At 68.7% G+C, this 18,179-nt stretch carries 16 protein-coding genes; 7 read left to right on the top strand and 9 right to left on the bottom strand.

From position 1 onward, the window contains the following. Positions 1–198 precede the first annotated feature (198 nt). The 6 genes from CVV72_RS32965 to CVV72_RS32940 all read left to right on the top strand — a co-directional run bounded on the left by CVV72_RS32965 (position 199) and on the right by CVV72_RS32940 (position 4,723). A complete protein-coding gene (locus CVV72_RS32965; protein ID WP_219147814.1) occupies positions 199–1,038 on the top strand; it encodes an SGNH/GDSL hydrolase family protein in 840 nt (279 codons plus the stop codon). Between the two features lie 271 nt (positions 1,039–1,309). Beyond that, positions 1,310–2,026 carry a cell envelope biogenesis protein OmpA gene (locus tag CVV72_RS32960; protein ID WP_255632342.1) on the top strand — a complete coding sequence of 239 codons (717 nt, stop codon included), beginning with the start codon at positions 1,310–1,312 and terminating at the stop codon, positions 2,024–2,026. 7 nt (positions 2,027–2,033) lie between these two features. Further along, positions 2,034–2,462: a hypothetical protein gene (locus tag CVV72_RS32955; protein ID WP_219147813.1), complete on the top strand. Its 429-nt coding sequence runs from the start codon at positions 2,034–2,036 to the stop codon at positions 2,460–2,462. A gap of 91 nt (positions 2,463–2,553) precedes the next feature. Then, complete coding sequence (locus CVV72_RS32950; protein WP_037335500.1) at positions 2,554–3,030, top strand: hypothetical protein; 477 nt, start codon at positions 2,554–2,556, stop codon at positions 3,028–3,030. Continuing rightward, complete coding sequence (locus CVV72_RS32945) at positions 3,027–3,911, top strand: hypothetical protein (RefSeq protein ID WP_034308221.1); 885 nt, start codon at positions 3,027–3,029, stop codon at positions 3,909–3,911. Before CVV72_RS32950 ends, CVV72_RS32945 begins: the two co-directional genes overlap by 4 nt. Before the next feature lie 161 nt (positions 3,912–4,072). Further along, positions 4,073–4,723, top strand: coding sequence for a DUF4190 domain-containing protein (locus CVV72_RS32940; protein ID WP_219147812.1), 651 nt, complete (start codon positions 4,073–4,075; stop codon positions 4,721–4,723). Positions 4,724–4,943: 220 nt separating this feature from the next. On the opposite strand, the gene CVV72_RS32935 is transcribed toward CVV72_RS32940, so the two are convergent. The 8 genes from CVV72_RS32935 to CVV72_RS32900 all read right to left on the bottom strand — a co-directional run bounded on the left by CVV72_RS32935 (position 4,944) and on the right by CVV72_RS32900 (position 16,769). Further along, on the bottom strand, positions 4,944–7,733 hold the full coding sequence (locus CVV72_RS32935) for a BTAD domain-containing putative transcriptional regulator (RefSeq protein WP_219147811.1): 2,790 nt from the start codon (positions 7,731–7,733) through the stop codon (positions 4,944–4,946). Between the two features lie 553 nt (positions 7,734–8,286). Further along, on the bottom strand, positions 8,287–9,186 hold the full coding sequence (gene thpD / locus CVV72_RS32930; protein WP_219147810.1) for an ectoine hydroxylase: 900 nt from the start codon (positions 9,184–9,186) through the stop codon (positions 8,287–8,289). A gap of 24 nt (positions 9,187–9,210) precedes the next feature. Further along, the gene (locus CVV72_RS32925) at positions 9,211–9,600 is read right to left on the bottom strand and encodes an ectoine synthase (protein ID WP_007033454.1); all 390 of its coding nucleotides are present in this window, start codon (positions 9,598–9,600) and stop codon (positions 9,211–9,213) included. 31 nt (positions 9,601–9,631) lie between these two features. Beyond that, complete coding sequence (ectB, locus tag CVV72_RS32920) at positions 9,632–10,882, bottom strand: diaminobutyrate--2-oxoglutarate transaminase (RefSeq protein ID WP_219147809.1); 1,251 nt, start codon at positions 10,880–10,882, stop codon at positions 9,632–9,634. Positions 10,883–10,920: 38 nt separating this feature from the next. Then, the gene (ectA, locus tag CVV72_RS32915) at positions 10,921–11,412 is read right to left on the bottom strand and encodes a diaminobutyrate acetyltransferase (protein ID WP_219147807.1); all 492 of its coding nucleotides are present in this window, start codon (positions 11,410–11,412) and stop codon (positions 10,921–10,923) included. Between the two features lie 223 nt (positions 11,413–11,635). After that, positions 11,636–14,608: a patatin-like protein gene (locus tag CVV72_RS32910; RefSeq protein WP_219147805.1), complete on the bottom strand. Its 2,973-nt coding sequence runs from the start codon at positions 14,606–14,608 to the stop codon at positions 11,636–11,638. Between the two features lie 126 nt (positions 14,609–14,734). Then, positions 14,735–15,979, bottom strand: a complete 1,245-nt coding sequence (locus CVV72_RS32905; protein WP_219147803.1) for a DUF445 domain-containing protein — start codon at positions 15,977–15,979, stop codon at positions 14,735–14,737. Between the two features lie 7 nt (positions 15,980–15,986). Further along, positions 15,987–16,769 (bottom strand): Abi-alpha family protein, encoded by a 783-nt coding sequence (locus CVV72_RS32900; RefSeq protein ID WP_219147801.1) that lies wholly within the window; start codon positions 16,767–16,769, stop codon positions 15,987–15,989. Between the two features lie 80 nt (positions 16,770–16,849). Here CVV72_RS32900 and CVV72_RS32895 point away from each other — a divergent pair, with 80 nt between their 5' ends. Next, a complete protein-coding gene (locus CVV72_RS32895) occupies positions 16,850–17,701 on the top strand; it encodes a maleylpyruvate isomerase family mycothiol-dependent enzyme (protein WP_219154277.1) in 852 nt (283 codons plus the stop codon). On the opposite strand, the gene CVV72_RS32890 is transcribed toward CVV72_RS32895, so the two are convergent. Then, positions 17,682–18,080 (bottom strand): pyridoxamine 5'-phosphate oxidase family protein, encoded by a 399-nt coding sequence (locus tag CVV72_RS32890; protein ID WP_219147799.1) that lies wholly within the window; start codon positions 18,078–18,080, stop codon positions 17,682–17,684. The genes CVV72_RS32895 and CVV72_RS32890 overlap by 20 nt on opposite strands. Between the last annotated feature and the right edge of the window lie 99 nt (positions 18,081–18,179).

The raw sequence follows: 18,179 nt of genomic DNA, 5'->3' as shown, positions 1-18,179 counted from the left end.
CCCCACTTGAGGGGAATCCACGCAGCCCAGGAGTGTACATCCCCGTAATGGAGATGCATGGACGTCCGACAAAATAAGAGACTGTGTCAACGGGCTGAACCAAGGGTTTCGGTCAGGTGGGATTGCAGGGGCGCTCTCAGCTGTTAGTTGTGGTGTACAAGTACCAACCGGGGGCACACGGACGGAAGGGGACCCAACGTGTACGGATTCGACAGCTACGTGGCGATCGGTGACAGCTTCACCGAAGGACTCAACGACGGCTTGCCCGACGGCACCTTCAGGGGCTGGGCGGACAGGCTGGCGGAGATCCTCGCCGAAGGCAGGCCCGACTTCCAGTACGCGAACCTCGCCCTCCGCGGGAAGATGCTCGACGAGATCCTCGAAGAGCAGCTCCCGATCGCCCTCGCGGTGAAGCCCGACCTGGTCACCCTGTGCGCGGGCGGCAACGACATCATCGTGCCCGGCGCGGACGTGGACGCCGTCGCCGCACGGCTGGAGGCGGGGGTCGCCAAGCTGCGCGAGGCCGGGATCCCGGTGCTCATCTTCAACGGGCCGGACACCAAGTACCTGTCCGTGATGCACGTCCTGCGGGGGAAGGTCGGCATCTACAACGCGCATCTGTGGGCGATCGCCGACCGGCACGGCGCCAAGATGGTCGACATGTGGGCGATGGCCCCGCTGCACGACCGCCGCGCCTGGAGCGACGACCGGCTGCACTTCACCCCCGAGGCACACCGGCGGATCGCGCTGCGCGCGGCCGAGGTCCTCGGCGTCCCGGTCGCCGACGACTGGCGTGAGCCGTGGCCGGCGTCCGAGGAGCCGAGCACCTGGATCACTTCGCGCCGCTCGGACCTCGAATGGACGAAGGCGCACCTGCTGCCGTGGATCCGCCGTCAGCTCAAGGGCGAGTCCATGGGCGACGGCCTGTCCCCGAAGCGCCCCGAGCTCGCGCCGCTGCTCCCGCTGGAGCAGATCGAGCCGACGGGCGTCACCCTGCCCGCCACGGATCTGCGGGAGATCCACCACCACGCGAGCTGAAGCCTCGGCAAGTCCGTGAAGGCCTCCTTGAGGGACTCTGTATCCCTTAAGGAGGCCTTCACGGACTTCCCGATCGCGGATCGGTGTCACCCAGAAGGGTCATGTACTGACCGCCCGGTACACCGGCGCGGCATCCGGGGCCCGCGAGGGAACGCGGCCGACGTCGCAGGCCAGACCGGGTGCGCGGCACCTCGCGAAGAGCGCGGGACGTGGGACCGGACGTGCCGAAAGCCGGTTCGCCAACCGGTCGGGCGCGGCTTACAGTCCCTTCATGCCCGGTACACGCTGGAGCCGCTTGCTGCCTACAGCGCTGCTGGTCACGCTCGCCTTGACGGCGATCACCGTCTGGTCGACCTCGGACGACATCGAGGCCGAGCTGACCGCGCGCGCGAAGGACGCGCTCGCCGACGTCGGTGTCTCCGGTGGCCAGGTGAGCTTCTCCGGCCGCGACGCGAACCTCACCGGCTTCCCGCCGGACAAGGCCGCGCAGGCGATGGACGCCATCCAGCGGGTCGACGGGGTCCGGACGGTCGAGATCTCCGGCGACACCGCCCCGCCCGCGGGACCGGTGACGACCAGCGGCGAGCCGCCGAGCCGGCCGCCACCGAGCCCACCTCCCAGCCCTGCGCCGACGTCGGCCAAGCCGGTGGACAAGGCGGGTTTCCAGACCGAGATCGACCGCCTGCTGGCGGCCACGCCGATCACGTTCGAACCGGACACCACCGAACTCACCGCCGACGGCGAACGCGGCGCGCTGGAGATCGCGAAGCTGCTCACGGACGCGCCCCGCGAACTGCGGTTCCGGATCACCGGGTCGGTCGCGACCGGTTCGGACCGGAAGCTCGCGCTGAACCGGGCGCTGACGGTCGAGCGGCTGCTTGAACGCAACGGGGTCAAACGCGACCAGGCGTACTCCACCCAGCGCAGGAACTCCGACGGCGCGAGCGGCGAGGGCCGCCGCGTCGACATCACGGCAGAACAGAGGTGATGGCCTGATGCTCTGGCTCTTCGGGCAGATCTGGCTCTGGCTGCTCATCTCGTTCGCTCTCGGCTGCGGCGTCACCTGGCTGCTGATGCGCGGCGAACGACGTGAGCGACCGGCCGCGGAACCGGTGGCCCGCGAGCCGGAGCGGCCGGCACCGGTCCCGGCCGAGCCGGAGCCCGAACCCGTGCCCGAGCTGCTCTCCACCGAACGGACGCAGTTCCTCCCGCCCGCGCGGATCCAGGACGACGACGAGCCGTACGACCAGGAGGCGGAAGGCCACCGCGAGGGCCAGCTGACGCCGGAACCGGTGCGGGCCTACCACCCGGAGCCGCCGGGACCGGCCGCCCGGAACGGCGAGGGCGGCCACGAACCCGAACCCGTCTGGCCGAGCGACGAGGACTGGCCGCCCGCCGGGCACCGGCCGGGGCAGGGCGGCTGACACTCGCCTGGTAAATTCGGCTACGCACTGTGAGCGGGACGCCGGGTACGTTTCTTCGATCGGGAGCTCCGGCACACGAAGGAGGCTCCGATTGGCGCTCCCCTATTGGACGCCGCACAACCTGCTGCCTCCTGGCCGCCATCCCGCCGATCTGGCCGACGTCTACGAGCGGCTGGTCTTCGACGCGCCACACCAGAACGACCGTGAAATCCTGTTCAGCGCGCTGAACAGCTACCTCGGTGTGGCCCGGCGGATCATGCCGACCGGCCGCGCGTGGATCGGCGGCGATCTGACCGCCAGGACCCCGCACGCGCCGCTCGGGCTCGACGTGGTGCTGATCCCGGACGAATGGGGCGCGCTCAAACGGCTCGACGACGCGGGCCGCTCGGCGCTGTACGGGTTGCTGACCTTGCGCGGGGTCATCGTCGGCCAGCCCGCCATGTACCTGGACCAGGTCCAGCCCGTCGGCGGCATGCTCGACGGCTTCCTCTGCCGCCCCGGCGACGAGGAGATCTGGGAAGAAGTGTGGGCATCGGGTGGCAGGGGAATTCCGGAAGTGATCTGGTGAGGAACGAATTCCGGCGTATCGCCGACGAGATCCCCGGCGGCACCTGGCTCGACGACCTCGCGCGCGCGTCGGCGATGGCCGCGTACGCCAAGTTCGAGCGCACATCACGGTCGCCGCTGCTTCGCGTGTCCGTGCTCGGCGAGTCGCATCTGGACGCGTACACGTTCTCCGACATCAGCCGCGCTTTGCAGGACGCGACGGCGAAGATCGGGCACATCATCCGGAACCCGTCGGGCGAGGTGACCTTCGTCCAGCCCGCGGACCGCGAGAAGGCCCCGCTGATCCAGCGTGGACAGGCGGGCAACGCGATCTTCTTCGGTTTCCCGGAACCGGCGCTCGACGACGCGCTCATCCACGACGGGATCGAGTCGCTGTCCGAACGCGCGGTCAAGGAACTGTGCGACTTCCTGCCCGCCAACGGCTCCGACGACGGCGCGCTGGACGCGGTGCTGCTGCAGCGCGACACCGTCCGCAACGCGGTCAGCGACATCGTCAACGCGGTCAGCAAGCACGCCGGGATCGGCATGGCGCTGACCCCGACCGCGGGCGACGAGCTGACCCGCAGCATGACCACCGAGCAGGCTCGGATCCTGTCCGGAAGCCTGCGCGAGTCCCGCGAGGCCGTCGGTTACGAGACGGTCAGCGGCAGGCTGGACGGCGTCCGCACGCGGCGCCGGATCTTCTATCTCGAACGCGAATCGGGCGGCACGATCCAGGGCGCGGTCGCGCCGGATCTGCTCGACGAGATCAAGGAGAATCTGGACCGGCCGGTGACCGCGCGGCTGCGCGTCGTGCGCACCACGACCATCGACGGCCGCCGCGGCCGCCCGGTGCACGAACTGCTGGAGATCACCCCGGAAGTCAACCTGTTCGATCAGTGATCGGGTTTCCGACATTCGGCGATACCGCAATTCTCGTCAGAAAATATCGGCGACCGCTTGATCATCGTTGAATGATGACTTTTTCCGGCAGGTAACAATTTCGGCCATTGCCCCGAACGATGGGTTAACGTCTTCGGACGGAAGCCTCCGAAAGGGCATGTATGCCGACCGATCCACCTCTCCCGCACCCGCCTGCCACCCGCTACGGCCCGGGGTTCGCCGCGCACGGAACACGCCACCGCAAACCCAAGAACGGCCTGGTCATCGCGGGTTTCCTGGTCGGACTGGCGGCACTCGGGGTCGCCTTCGTCCCGGTCGCCGGCGTCGCCGCATGGCCGCTCGCCGTGACCGGTTTGATTCTTTCCGTGATCGGTTTGACCAAAATCAAGAAGGGTGAAGCGGACAAGAAGGGAATGGGGATCGCGGGGCTCGCGCTTTCGATCGCCGGACTGCTGGCCGCGGGCGGGTTACTGGTCTACACCAGTTTCTTCGCCACCGGTGAGTCGGGACTGCACGTCCCGGCGGTCGCCGGGGACAAGAACACCGTCGAGTTCGTCGTCAGCGCCTCCGGCGGCGCGACCATCCGGTACGGCTCGCTCAACGACCAGCGGACCGAGACGACCCCGGCCAGCACCGACGAATGGCGCGGCACGGCGTCCTTCAACTCGGGCGACTACCTGCTCACCGTCACCGCGGACACCCGGAACTCGACGGTCAGCAACCAGATCGCCTGCACGATCCTGGTCAACGGCAAGAAGGTGGCGGAGAACAAGGGCCAGACCATCGCCCTGTGCACCGCCGGCACCGGCTGACCCTCCGCGTTTCGCGCCGCCTGGCGGCCGGCCGGTATCGCCCCCACCTCCACCGGCCGGACCGCCACGAGCCGCTCCTGGCGGCTCTTCAGACGGACCCGGAACGAGCCCGCCCGAGCGCCGATCACTACGGCGTGCCCCTCCCCTAGGGCTCGATCGACACTGAATCGGACCCTACGCGCGTGCGCGGCGAGGCCACTAAGAATCCGCTAAGGATCACTCACGGACTTTCGTCGAGGTCGGTGAGTTCCGCACGGACCAGGGTGGCGAGCTTGGGGTTGACGTCCGAGAGGATCTTCAGCGCGAGCGCGAATTGCTCGCGGGCACCGTCCACATCCGACCCGGCCCGCAGCACCCGGCCCAGCGTCAGCCGCAGGACACCCTCCTGGAGGACGAACCGCCTGCTGATCGTCAGGTCCACGGCTTCCCACACGTACCGCTCGGCCGCCGCGAGTTCGCCGATCCGCATGCTCAATTCGGCGAGATTGTTCAGCGAGACGACGACGTAGCTTTCGTCGCCGAGCGTCCGGTCGATCTCCAGGGAGGCGACCTGATGCCCGATCGCCTCGATGAACCGGCCTGCCCGCTTTTCGGCCTCGGCGCAGTTGTTGAGCGCCTGCCCGCGCAATTCGAGATCGCCGGTCCGCTCGGTCTCCTCCACCGCGCGCCGCAGCGTCCTGATCGCCTCGTCGTGCCGTCCCAGCAGGGTCAGCGCGGAGCCGAGATGGATGTTCGCCGAGACGATCAGCCGGTCGTCGCCGATCGCGGCCGCGAGTTCCAGCGCGCGTTCGGCGTCGGCGAGGCAGCCCTGCGGCAGCTCGAAGGTGAGCGCGATGGCGCACCGGGAGATCAGCATCCAGCAGCGGCCGAGGACGTCGCCGGACCGCTCGGCGGCCTCCAGGCCGATCTCGACCAGCCGCGTCCATTCGTCCAGCAGCGGATAGACCGCGCGATAGGTGTGCGCGACCCTGGCCAGCCGCCAGACGTCGTCGTGCCGTCCGGCGGCGCGGGCGGCTTCGAGGACCTCGATCAGGTTCTCCCACTCCGCGGTGAACCAGTCCTGCGCCTCGTCGAAGGAACCGATCGGCGGCGTCTGCGCGTCGGTCAGCGCCCCGGTGAAGTCGAGCGGGTCGACGATCCGCAGCATCTTGCGCCGGGCCCGGTCGGCGACGGCCTGATAGAACCGCACCGAGCGCGACAGGACGTCGTCCCGGTCGGCCTCGTCGAGTTCGTTCTCCGCCAGTTCGCGGAGGAACAGGCGGACGAGGTCGTGCGGGACGAAGGAGTCGCGGCCGGTTTCGGCGAGCAGGTTGTGCGCGGTGAGCACCCGCAGATGCCGCCGCGCCTCGGCGACGGTGATCCCGCCGATCGCCGCCGTCAGATGCGAACCGGCCGAGACGCACTGGACCACGCCGAGCCGCAGGAACGTGTTCGCGACCTCCGGCGGCAGCCCCCGGAACGAGACGTCGAACGCCGCGCGGACGCCGTCGTCCGGGCCTTCGACGTCGAGTGCGGCCAGCCTGGTCCGTTCGTTGCCGAGTTCGTCGACCAGATCCTGCGCGGACCACTGCGCGCTGGCGGCGAGCCGGGCACCGGCGATCCGCAGCGCCAGCGGGAGATAGCCGCAGAGCCGGGCGAGCGCGTGGTTGAGGTCGAACCCGGCGGGCCCGGCGAGTTCCTCGATCAGCCGGACGGCGTCGCCGGGAGCGAGGGTGCCGAGCACCCGCAGTTTGGCGGCGTTGGACACGGCGAGCCCGTCGAGCCGGGAGCGGCTGGTCACCAGCGTCATCGACCGCGAACCGGGCGGCAGCAACGGCCGGACCTGCTCGGCGCTCCGGGCGTTGTCGAGGATGACCAGCATCCGGCGTCCGGCGATCATCGAGCGGTAGAGGGCGACGCGTTCGTGGACCTGTTCCGGGACGCCTTCGGCCGGGACGCCGAGCCCGAGCAGGAACTGGGTGAGCAGGTCGGCGGGCTCCAGCGGCGGATGGTGCGGGTCGAAACCCCGCAGCGAGGCGAAAAGGATGCCGTCGGGGAAGCGGCGGCCCGCACGATGCGCCCACCACACCACCAGGCTGCTCTTGCCGATCCCGGCCGTCCCGGTGACCACGCCGACCGCGGTCTCACCCGCTTCGGCGCGCTCGGCGAGTTCGTCGAGCCAGGCCAGCTCGGCCTCGCGTCCGGCGAGGTTCGGCACCGCGGGCGGCAACTGCTGGACGGGCGCCGCCTCGGCCTTCGGTTCCGCCGCGACCTTGACCGGCAGATCGTCGTTGAGGACGCGTTCGTGCAGCCAGCGCAGATCCGCGCCGGGTTCGACGCCGAGCGTGCGCAGGGTCGCCCTGGACACCGTGCGATAGAGCTCGAGCGCGTCGCCGCGGCGGCCGGCGTGGTAGAGCGCGCGCATCAGCTGACCGGCCGTGCGCTCGGCGAGCGGGTTCGCCCGGACGAGCGGACTGAGCTCGACGATCAGTTCCGCGTGCCTGCCCAGTTCGAGGTCCGCGTCGACCCTGGCGCCGTGGACGGCGAGCCGCAGGTCCTCCAGTTCGGGAGCGCGGACCGACCCCGGCACACCGGCGAGCGCGGGCCCCTGCCAGAGCGCGAGGGCCTCGGTGAGCAGTTCGGCCGCCTTCTCCGGCTCTTCCGCGGAAGCCCGCTCCAGCAGGGCCCGGGCGCGGTGGACGTCGATCCGCTCGGGTTCGACGGTGAGCTGGTAGCCGGGCGGCGCGGTGAGGATCCGGGCGCCGTGCGGATGATCGCCCTGGATGCCCCGGAGCACGCGCCGCAGATGCGAGACGTTGCCGTGGACGATCGTGCGGGCCGTGGCCGGCGGGTCGTGCCCCCAGAGCGCGTCGATGATCTCGTCGAGCGCGACGACCTTGTTGACCTTCAGCGCCAGCAACGCGAGGAGCCCGCGGACGCCGGGACCGCCGACGGGGACCGGCCGTTCGCCGTCGAGGAGCCGGACGGGACCGAGGAGTTGGAAGCGGGCAGGGGAACCGCTTTCGCCCATGACAAGCCCCCTCCTCCGATCTCTCCCCTTACCGGAGTAGCCAACCTACCGCGCGAAGAGGCCGCCAACCAGGACGCGCGAGGTCGTGAAGGCCCCCTTCCCTACTTTCAGGGTAAGGAAGGGGGCCTTCACGACCTCGCGATACGGACAAATGCCCCACGGGACTCTCTGTCCACTATGGACTTACGTTCCGGAGCACTCCTCATGACCTGAAGTCCGTGAAGGCCTCCTTGAGGGACCCAGAGTCCCTCAAGGAGGCCTTCACGGACCGAGCCTGGACACGAGGAAAAAGAAGAGGCTCCGTGCCATCAGTCCCGATCTGATGGCACGGAGCCGGGAGATGTCCGATTTGGGCCGCCTGGGGGCGCGACCCACACCGGACATCGGCGTCCACGTCCGTCCGGGTGGGCTCACCCCGAGCGAAGAACCCGTTCGGTCGTCGACAACACCTACGTGAGCGAGCCCACTGGCCCGCACGCGTGGCGACAACGTAACAGGGCGCACACCGACGGCTACAAGCGCCCCGCCATGGCCTTCGCGACCTGCGGTTTCGTCAGCGCGACAGCGGGGTCGAGTCGCGGCCGGCGATGAACGCCGGACGCGGTTCGATCGCGGCGAACGGCTCCCGCAGCGCGTTTTCGACGCTGTTGAACACGACGAAGATGTTCGACCTCGGGTACGGCGTGATGTTGTTCGACGAACCGTGCATCACATTCGAATCGAACCAGAGCGCGGAACCGGCCTGCCCGGTGAATTGGTCGATTCCGTATTCGGCGGCGAGCGCGGTGATGTCTTCCTCGCTCGGGACGCCGACCCGCTGCTCTTTCAGCGAACTCTTGTAGTTGTTCTCGGGGGTTTCCCCGGCGCACTGCACGAAGGTCCGCTGCGAACCCGGCATCACCATCAGCCCGCCGTTGAACGGATAGTTGTCGGTGAGCGCGATGGAGCAGCTGACCGCGCGGGGCGCGGGCATGCCGTCCTCGGCGTGCCAGGTCTCGAAGTCCGAGTGCCAGTAGAACCCGGTGCCCTTGAAACCGGGCATGTAGTTCACGCGGCTCTGGTGGATGTAGACCTCGGAGCCGAGGATCTGCCGGGCCCGGTCGAGCACGCGCGGGTCCCGGACGAGTTCCGCGATCAGCTCGCTGGTCTCGTGGACGTCGAAGATGGAGCGGACCTCACCGGTCTTGGCCTCGGTGATGACGCGCTCGTCGCCGCTGTGGTCCCCGGAGGACATCCTGACGAGTTCCTGCCAGTAGGCCTGGACCTCGCCGGGCGACAGCAACTGGTCGACGACGGTGTAACCACGCGTTTCGTGGTTGGCGAGCGTGGCCGCGTCCATGGGACCGTCGGCCTCGGCGCCCCAGACGGTGGGGTGCGTCCTGGGCAGGTGTTCGGGCTTACCCGTGATGCGGGTCGGGTAACTGTCGTCGACTCGGGTGTCGGTCAGCGTCAATGCGGTCGCCTCCTCGAGCGATTTCTAGGGTTCGGTGACGAGCGGGTACACGCCGTTTTCGTCGTGGACCTCGCGGCCGGTGATGGGCGGGTTGAACACGCAGACGCACTTGATCTCGGTCTTGGGCCGGACCTGGTGCTTGTCGTGGTCGTTGAGCAGGTACAACGTGCCCGGCTTCAGCTGGAAGACCTCGCCGGTCGCGGTGTTTTCGAGCTCGCCCTCACCAGAGGTGATGAACACCGCTTCGATGTGGTTCGCGTACCAGAAGTCGTTGACCGTCCCGGCGTACAGCGTGGTCTCGTGCACCGAGAAACCGACGCCCTCCTTGGCCAGCACGATGCGCTTGCTGCGCCAGTTCGGGGTCTTGATGTCGGCGTCGGTGTCGGTGACCTCGTCGAGTGTTCTGACAAGCAACGGAAAACTCCCTCTCGTTCCTGGTGGTGGGTCAGTTCAGGACAGTGGCGACGGCCTCGTCGATGATCGACAGGCCCTTCGTGAGCTCGTCGTCCGTCAGCGTGAGCGGCGGGAGGACCTTCATGACCTCGCCGTCGGGGCCGGAGGTCTCCATCAGCAGCCCGCGTTCGAACGCGGCGGCGCAGACCTTGCCCGCGAGGTCGCCATTGGCGAACTCGATGCCCCGGGCGAGGCCGCGGCCCTTCGCGAACAGGTTCGCGTCCGGGTACGCCTCGACGATGCCCTGGAAGGCGGCGCCGATGCGCTCGCCCTTGGCCTTGGTCGACTTCTCCAGCTCGTCGTCGCTCCAGTAGACGCGCAGCGCCTCGGTCGCGGTGACGAACGCCGGGCTGATGCCGCGGAAGGTGCCGTTGTGCTCACCCGGCTCCCAGACGTCGAGGTCCGGGCGGATCAGCGTCAGCGCCATCGGGATGCCGTAGCCGCCGATGGACTTCGACAGGCAGACGATGTCGGGCTTGATGCCCGCGTCCTCGAAGCTGAAGAACGGGCCGGTGCGGCCGCAGCCCATCTGGACGTCGTCGAGGATCAGCAGGATGCCGTGCTTCTTGCACAGGTCGTCCAGGGCCTTGAGCCACTCGACGCGCGCGGCGTTGATACCGCCCTCGCCCTGCACGCCCTCGACGATCACGGCGGCGGGCTCGTTCAGGCCGCTGCCGGAGTCTTCGAGCAGCTTCTCGAAGTAGAGGAAGTCCGGGATGGAGCCGTCGAAGTAGTTGTCGTACGGCATGGGGGTGGCGTGCACCAGCGGGACACCCGCGCCGCCGCGCTTCATCGAGTTACCGGTCACCGACAGGGCGCCCAGCGTCATCCCGTGGAAGGCGTTGGTGAAGTTGATGACCGATTCCTTGCCGGTCACCTTGCGGGCGAGCTTCAGCGCGGCCTCGACCGCGTTCGCGCCGCCGGGGCCGGGGAAGACGACCTTGTAGTCGAGCTCGCGCGGCTTGAGGATCTTCTCCTGGAACGTCTGGAGGAAGTCCCGCTTGGCCACCGTGAACATGTCGAGCGCGTGCGTCACGCCGTCACGGGCGATGTAGTCGATCAGCGCCCGCTTCAGCGCGGGGTTGTTGTGCCCGTAGTTGAGCGCGCCGGCCCCGGCGAAGAAGTCGAGATACGCCTTGCCGTCCTCGTCGTACAGGTAGCTCCCCTGCGCCCGGTCGAACACGACGGGCCAGCCGCGGCTGTAACTGCGTACCTCGGATTCGAGTTCCTCGAAAATGCTCATCACGTTTTCTTTCTCCCTGGGATCCCCGGATTTACGTTCTATTGACTGCTGAGCGGACCGATTCGATACAGGTCCTCCTGCTCATGCGTTCCTTCCTCGGCCGGGAAATCCGTCGCGGAGAACAGATCCTGGCGTTCCACGGTGGCGTCCCACCGCTTGGCGAACGAGGCGAACAACCGGATCGAAGCCTCGTTGTCCGGGGTGATCGTCGTTTCGAGGTACCGGACGCCCTGGGCGGTCAACCGGCCGAACAGCTCGTCGAGCAGAGCTCCGGCCAGGCCTTTTCCTCGCTGGGACGCGTCGACGGCGACCTGCCAGACGAAGCCGGTGTCCTGCTTGCGGTATCCGATCACGAAGCCGACCGGGGTCCCGTCGACTTTCGCGACGACCGAGGTGTCGGCGAAATCGTGGCACCACAGCAAATAGGCGTAAGGCGTATTGAGATCCAGCTTCTTCGAATCGCGGGCGATTCTCCAGAGCGCGGCACCGTCTGCCTTGGTCGGATTTTCGATCAAGTGCTTTCCGGACATGTCCAAGAAACGTACCGGAGGATTCGGGCGCGGTCAGATCAGCGCGGCGGCGGCAACGCGGCTACCTGCAACAACCCCGAAACACACGTGACAAAGGTAACGGTAACGTTTGAAGCGCAGCACTTGTGGGTAAGGCCGCTTCGTCGCGGTCTCACTGCATGTGACGATACCAACCGTTACCGCTTCGTCGCAGGGTCAGGGCGCTATTCGACGCCCGGTTCCGCTATTCACGCCGTCGCTTGCGACCCCCGAGCGAGCCGAGCGGCGTCCAGATGGCGGGTAGCACGAGCAACAGGCAGACCACCAGCCACCAGACCGGCGCCTCGCCGCGCCGCCAGCCCGCGACGACGTCGCCGAGCCAGCCGAACAGCGGGTCGCGCACCGGTGGCAGGAACGCGGCGAACAGCAAGGCCGCCACCACGAGCACACCGAGCACCGTCAGCACCATCCGCCACGTCTTGCGCAGCGTCATCAGGCTCACCACCAGGAACACGATGGCGCCCGCGGCCACCGGCACGCCGACCCACTGCAGGACGGGGCCGCCCTGTCCACCGAGGACGAAACCGGCCAGCACGGTGATGAGTGCGGCGAGCACGTTCCACGGCGACGGCAGGGTGGCCGCGCCGCGGGTGATCCACCACGCGCTGCGCCCGGCGGCCTTGGCGAAGGTCGCGGCCGGCTGGACGGACTTCGGTACCCGCGTCGCCCCGGCGGCCGCGTTGAGCCCGGCGGCGCCGGCTTTGACCAGCGTCTTGGTGAGAAGCATCGTCCCGCGTTCGTGTTCGAACCGTTCGCCGGAGACCTGGCACGCCTGGAACGCGCGCTGGGTCTGCTCGTCGGTTTCGGGCTCGTTCTCGACGAGTTTCCTGAACCGTTCCGACGGTTTCCCGTTGCCCTTGGCCGTTTCCGCGTCGTGCCCGCAGTGGAGGCCGACACACGGCAGCTCTTCGCGGGCGATCTCCAGTTGCCGCACCCTGGCGAGCACCATCGCCGTCACCGGCATGCTGATCGGCAGGGCGGCTTCGGTTTCCACGTCGGCGAGTTCGCCGTCGAGACCGAGGAAAGCCAGCTCACCGGCCAATTGCGCGCGCAGGGCCTCCGCTTCCTCTTGCGACAGCCCGTCTTCCGTACCCGGCTGCCGCCAGCCGATCGCCTTGAAGGTGTCCCGCACCCGCGTCCGGAACGCCTCCCGTCCAACGACGTCGCGCAGCAGGCGCAGGCGTTTCGGGTCCAGCAGGCACTGCACCAGCCAGCCCGCGCCGTCGACCCGGCCCCACATCCAGTCGTTCGCGCGCCACGACGCCTTGTAGAACGCGCCGAAGTAGTCGGCCTGCATCCCGGTGAGCTTGTCCCAGGAACGACGCCGTTTCATGTCCATCAGCGTCCGCGAATCCGCGCTCACCTGGACGAGGTCGACCCGCTGATCGACCGACGGCGCCTGCGCGAGCAGCCCCCGGGTCGCGATGTGCAGGCGCACGAGCCGCGAGGTGACGACGGGATCACCGGCGCTCTTGTCGTCCGCAGTGAGGCCCGTCCAGGCCAGGAGCGTGCTGACCGTGTCGGCGGCCTCGGTGCCGGGTTTCGCCCGCGCCAGCGGCAAAAGGATCGGCGTGGCCTGCCGGAGGGCGGCGACGACCAGCGGCCACGCCTCCTTCAGGGTTTCCGAGCGGCCGAGCGCGGCCCAGTCCTTGGCGAGGCCTTCGATCCAGGCCGCCAGCGTGACGTCGGAGGCAGGCGGCTCCTGTTCGGTGATCCAGCCCGCGAGCCGCTGCCCCCGCGCGGCCTTGTGCCGCGCTTCGTGCAGCAGCACCCGGCAACGGTTGAGCTGCACGGCCTGCTCCGGCGACGGGTCGAGCCGGAAGCCCGCGTTCACCAGTTGCAGCCCGGTGGCGACCGAATCGTCGAGCGCGGTGGTGCGGAAGGCGACCAGATCCGCGAGTTCGCAGGTGTCCTTCGGCGGCTCGACCGGCAGGCCGTCCCGCAGCCCGGCCGCCGCGGCCGCGCGCAGCTGCGCCGCCGTGCCGGACGCCCACTGACGGCCCTGATCCTCCACATCGGACAGGGAGAGCCTGCGGGTCGCCTCACGGACGAGCGCGGTGGCGTCCTCCTGCACCCGCCGGTCGCGGTAGTCGTTCATCAGCCGCTGGTCGACCAGAGAGTCCGGGCCGCCGCGAACCCCCATCGCGGCAAGGGAAACGCGAGTCCCCCTGGTCCGGACGACGGCGTCGTTGTGCCTGGTCAGATCCTCCAGCTCGGCGCTGATCGTCTGGCTCAGCACGGTGCCGACGACCTTGCTGAGCGCGCTGCCCAGCAGCGGTGGCCGCTCCGGATCGACCGTGACCCGCTCGGCCTCGCGTTCCGCCGTCGGCACCACGTACAGCAGCAGGCGCCGGACGTCCGAATGCGACTGCCGCTCGAAGATCTCCCGCAGCGCCGGGCGCAACGGTTTGTTCAGCAGCACCCCGCCGTCGGTGAGCCAATGCGACCGCGTGACGTCGGTGTACTTCGTCATGTCCGGATGCAGCGGTCCGGTCTTCTCGCCGATCGGCATCCGGGAAAGTTCGAAGGCGCCCGGGAACGACGCGGTGGACCTCGCGGCGAGCGCGAGCGGCCCGACCACATCATCCGTCCACAAAGGACCATCGAAGCGGAACAGGAGCCGGTGTTCGGTGTCCCGCACCAGGTTGCCGAGCGCGTCGTCGAACCTGGTCGTCTCGCCGTCGATCATCGTGCCGGTGAGCAGCACCGTGATGTCGGGACAGTCGGGTTTCACGGTCGCCTTGTCGGTGATCCGGTGCAACGCGTCCTTGAGATCGCCGAGCAGCACCTTGTCGCCGTCGAGCAGCGACCGCGGTTCCTTCTCGCCGGGGTCGCGGATCAGATTGTCGAGCGATCCCGTGCTGATCCACGTGTCCCGCAGCACCTGCGGGCTCGACCGGAACGCCTCGGCCAGCCCGAGGCACGCCGCGTTGATACCGCCCGCGCTGGTGCCGGTGAGCACGTCGAGCGAGACGGTGGCGTTGAGCAGATCGAGCAGTGCCCGGTACGGGCTTTTCGATTCCGGCGTTCTCGACGCCTGAAGCAGATGCGAGGTCTCGGTGGCGACCCCGCCCATCCAGACCGCGAGGCTCGCCCCGCCCACCATGGTCATCGCCAGCCGGATCTCCTGCGGCCACGGGCTCCCCGCGTCGGCCATGTGCGCCCTCCCCCAGGCTTTGTGCAGAGGGCACTCTAGACCGGACGGGCCAGCCGGTGTACCGCCGATGAGGCAGCCATCCGCGCAATTCGTCACCTGCTTGCGATGGCCGGGAACGCCGGGATGTCAGGCGGCGAAGTGCTCCAGCAGGAGGACCTGGGCCTCACCGACGGCGAAACCCAGGACGGCACCGGTCGCGATCAGGATCCATTCGTCCTGCTGGAACGCGGGCCGCAGGAGACCCTCGAACTCGCGCGGCGACAACTCCTTCATCTTCGTCACCAGCACGTTCCGGATGTCCATCGCGTCGGTCGCGTAGTCCTCGATGTACCGCATGGTCTCCGGCAGCTTGTCCATGATCTTCTCGGCGATGTTCAGCTTCATGTCCTGATACCGCTTGCTGCCCACGGCGAACACCACCAGCGGTTTGCCGACGCCGACGCGACGGCCGAGCTGTTCGTCGAGCTGGCGCTGGATCAGCCCGAGCACCCGGTCCGACAGCGGGCCGTACAGCACCGCCTCGATCACGTTGTGCGGGGTGATGATCTCCTTCGCGATCAGCGCGCCGTACGCCTCCGCGACCTCGCCGCGCCGTTTCAGGAACAGGCCCTGCCAGCGCACACCGAAATACCGGCGTTCCTCGATCGGGTAGAAGATCATCCGCAGCGCGAGCCAGTCGGTGAACCAGCCGGTGAAGAGCCCGAACAGCGGCATGATCAGCGGGAACTTGAACAGCACCCACGCGACCATCTGGATCACGCCGATGAGCCCGCCGAAGAAGATGCCGGAGCGGGCGATGAACTTGAACTCCTTGTCGCCCGCCTCCTGGAAGATCCGGTTCAGCAGCCGTTTGTCCTTGACCAGCGCGGTGACCACCATGCCCTTGAGGTCGAACACACTGTCCACATCGGACTTGATCAGCTCCAGCACGGCCGCGACCATCCGCGGCGTCTCGGCCTGCACGCGCTGGATCACCAGCCGCTGCATGCCCACCGGCAGCGATTCCCACAGCCCCGGCTGGTAGTGGGCGGCGACGTCGCGCACGATGTCCTCGACGGCCGCCTGGAGCGGTTTTTCGATCTCCTTGGCGATTCTCTGCGGATCGAGCCTGGCGACGATCTCGGCCGGTTTGATCAGCTGCTCGGTCATCGTGTCGCAGGCGATGCTCGCCATCCGCGCGGCGCGTTTGGGCACGATGCCCTGCCAGCCGAGGAAGGGTTTGATGCCGACGAACTCGACCGGCTGGAACATCATCCGGATCGCGACGAGTTTGGTGGTGTAGCCGATCAGGGCGGCGACGATCGGGATGGAGACGTAAAGCGGCCAGTGCGCGCCGAAATCGGCGAGGATCCCGTCGAGGAACGCACCCATGCCGAGGTCAGCCGGCGCTCGGGTCGCAGGCCTGCCAGAACTGGGCGCCGAGCCGGGAAATATGGACCGTGCGCTTCACGAACTTGACCCGTTTCACCGACTTCTCCGCCTCGCGGACGGTCTCGTCGGTCAGCAGGATCTCGTACTGCGTCTCCAGCGCGGGCACCTCCTCGTCCAACTCGACCAGGCCGAGCCCGATCAGCCTGGTGAGGTAGCCGGGCACCTGGTCCGGCAGCGACACCCCGGCGGCCTTGCCGACGGTGGAGGCGTTGCGGAGCACGAACCGCCCGGCCGCGCCGAGGCTGGTCCGCTCGGCGACGTCGACCGAGGGGAACGGCGAGCCGTCGGAAAGCGCGGAAAGGATGCGGGCCTCGTCCGGCGTGAGCTGCCGCAGGATGATCGCGTAGAGGTATTCGCGGGCCCGCTCGCGCCCGAAGCCGATCGAGTGGTTGAGCAGTTCGGCCATCGCCGCGCGGAGCGGTTCGAGCTGGGCGCGGGTGTGCACGAGGGTGATCGTCGCCTCGACCGGCCGCGAACCGTTGGTGTCGGGCCGGTTCATCGCGGACGCGGCGGTGAGCGCGGCGTGGTACGGGTCGTCGACCTCGTCGAGACGGCGGCGCAGCTCCGAAAGCAGCTGCCGCTCGCCCTGTTTGACGATCTGTTCGGCGATCTCGACGCCGGGGAGTTTGCGGGTGAACTCGAAGCCCGTGCGGGCGGCCCAGCCCGCCAGCTGTCCCGCGCGTTTGGCGAAAGCGGCCAGGTCTTCACCGGCGGGTCGGTCGTCGCTCACGGGCACTCCCCTCACGTTCGCGCTGATGCTACCTGCGAGTAGGCCGAATGGCCGAAAATGTGACGGACGTGAGTGTTTGGATGGTCGCCATGAGCTTCACGCGCTGGGGTCCGCCGATCGACGTCCTCCCGCTCTTCGCGCGAGAGGAGCAAGCCCTCCTCGACGTACTGTCCGGACTCGACGCGGACCAGTGGGCCGCGCCGACGGTGTGCACGGGCTGGACGGTGCACGATCTCGCCGCCCACATCCTCGGCGACAAACTCGGCAGGCTGTCCCGCGACCGTGACGACTACCGGACCACCGCGCCGCGCGAGGGCGAGCGCTTCGGGGACTTCATCGACCGGATCAACGACGAATGGGTGGTCGCGTGCCGCCGGCTGTCCCCCGAAGTGCTGTTCGCGATGCTGGTGGACAGCACCTCGCAGATCGCCGAGCTGTGGGGCCGCGCCGATCTCGACGCCATCGGCGAGCCGGTGAGCTGGGCCGGGGACGAACCCGCGCCGGTCTGGCTCGACGTCGCCCGCGAGTACACCGAGTTCTGGGTGCACCAGCAGCAGATCCGCGAGGCCGTCGGTGCGCGAACGCTGGGCGAGACCGAGTTCCGCGGACCGGTGGTCGACACCTTCATGCGGGCGATGCCGCACACCCTGCGTGACATCGACGCGCGCGTCGGCAGGCAGGTCGCCTACACCGTCACCGGTCAGGGCGGCGGGAAGTGGACGGCCCGGCGGACCGCCGACGGCTGGGAACTCGACCGGGTCGCGCCGACGTCACGCTCGTCGCTGGCCTCGGTGACGACGGACGCGGACACCTTCTGGCGGCTGTGCACCCGGAACCCGGCGGACCGCGGCCGGGTCACCGCCGAGGGCGACGAAAACGTTTGCGCCGCCCTGCTCGGGATGACGTCGATCATCACATCGAGTAACGGCTGACCTTCTCCGGCCGGATGACGAGCCGCACGAGATCGAGGGTCTGGATCCCGGCGAGTTCGCCGGCGTGGGCGGGGTCGTCGAGGTCCCAGTAACGCGCGCCGAGCCGGGCGGCCAGTTCGTGCGCCCCGTCGGGCTCCACCGTGGCGCCGCCGGTGACCGAGACCCAGCGCTCGCGTTCGCCCACCGGCGCGGCCACGATGATCGAGGCGCGGGGGTCGTCCTTCAGGCGCCGCACCTTGGGTGACTCGCGGGGCGTGAAGAGCTGAATCGTGCCGTCGTCGGCGGCCTCGAACCAGACCGGCCGGACCGGGCCGCCCGCCACGGTCAGGAACCCGTGCAGAGGGCGGCGGAGGAATTCGAGGTCGTCAGTGGTCAGCATGAGCTCGATCCAACCCGGCGGACTTGGACGTGCCCATAGGTGAAAGCCCGGATCGCCTGTGTATTCGTCCAACCCGGCGGCCGGCCGTCTGCGGTGACC

The organism is Amycolatopsis sp. TNS106 (genome assembly GCF_019330265.1).
In the GTDB taxonomy this organism is placed as follows: domain Bacteria; phylum Actinomycetota; class Actinomycetes; order Mycobacteriales; family Pseudonocardiaceae; genus Amycolatopsis; species Amycolatopsis lurida.
Note: the sequence above shows the minus strand (reverse complement) of the source record. Positions and strands in the feature narration are given on the sequence as shown.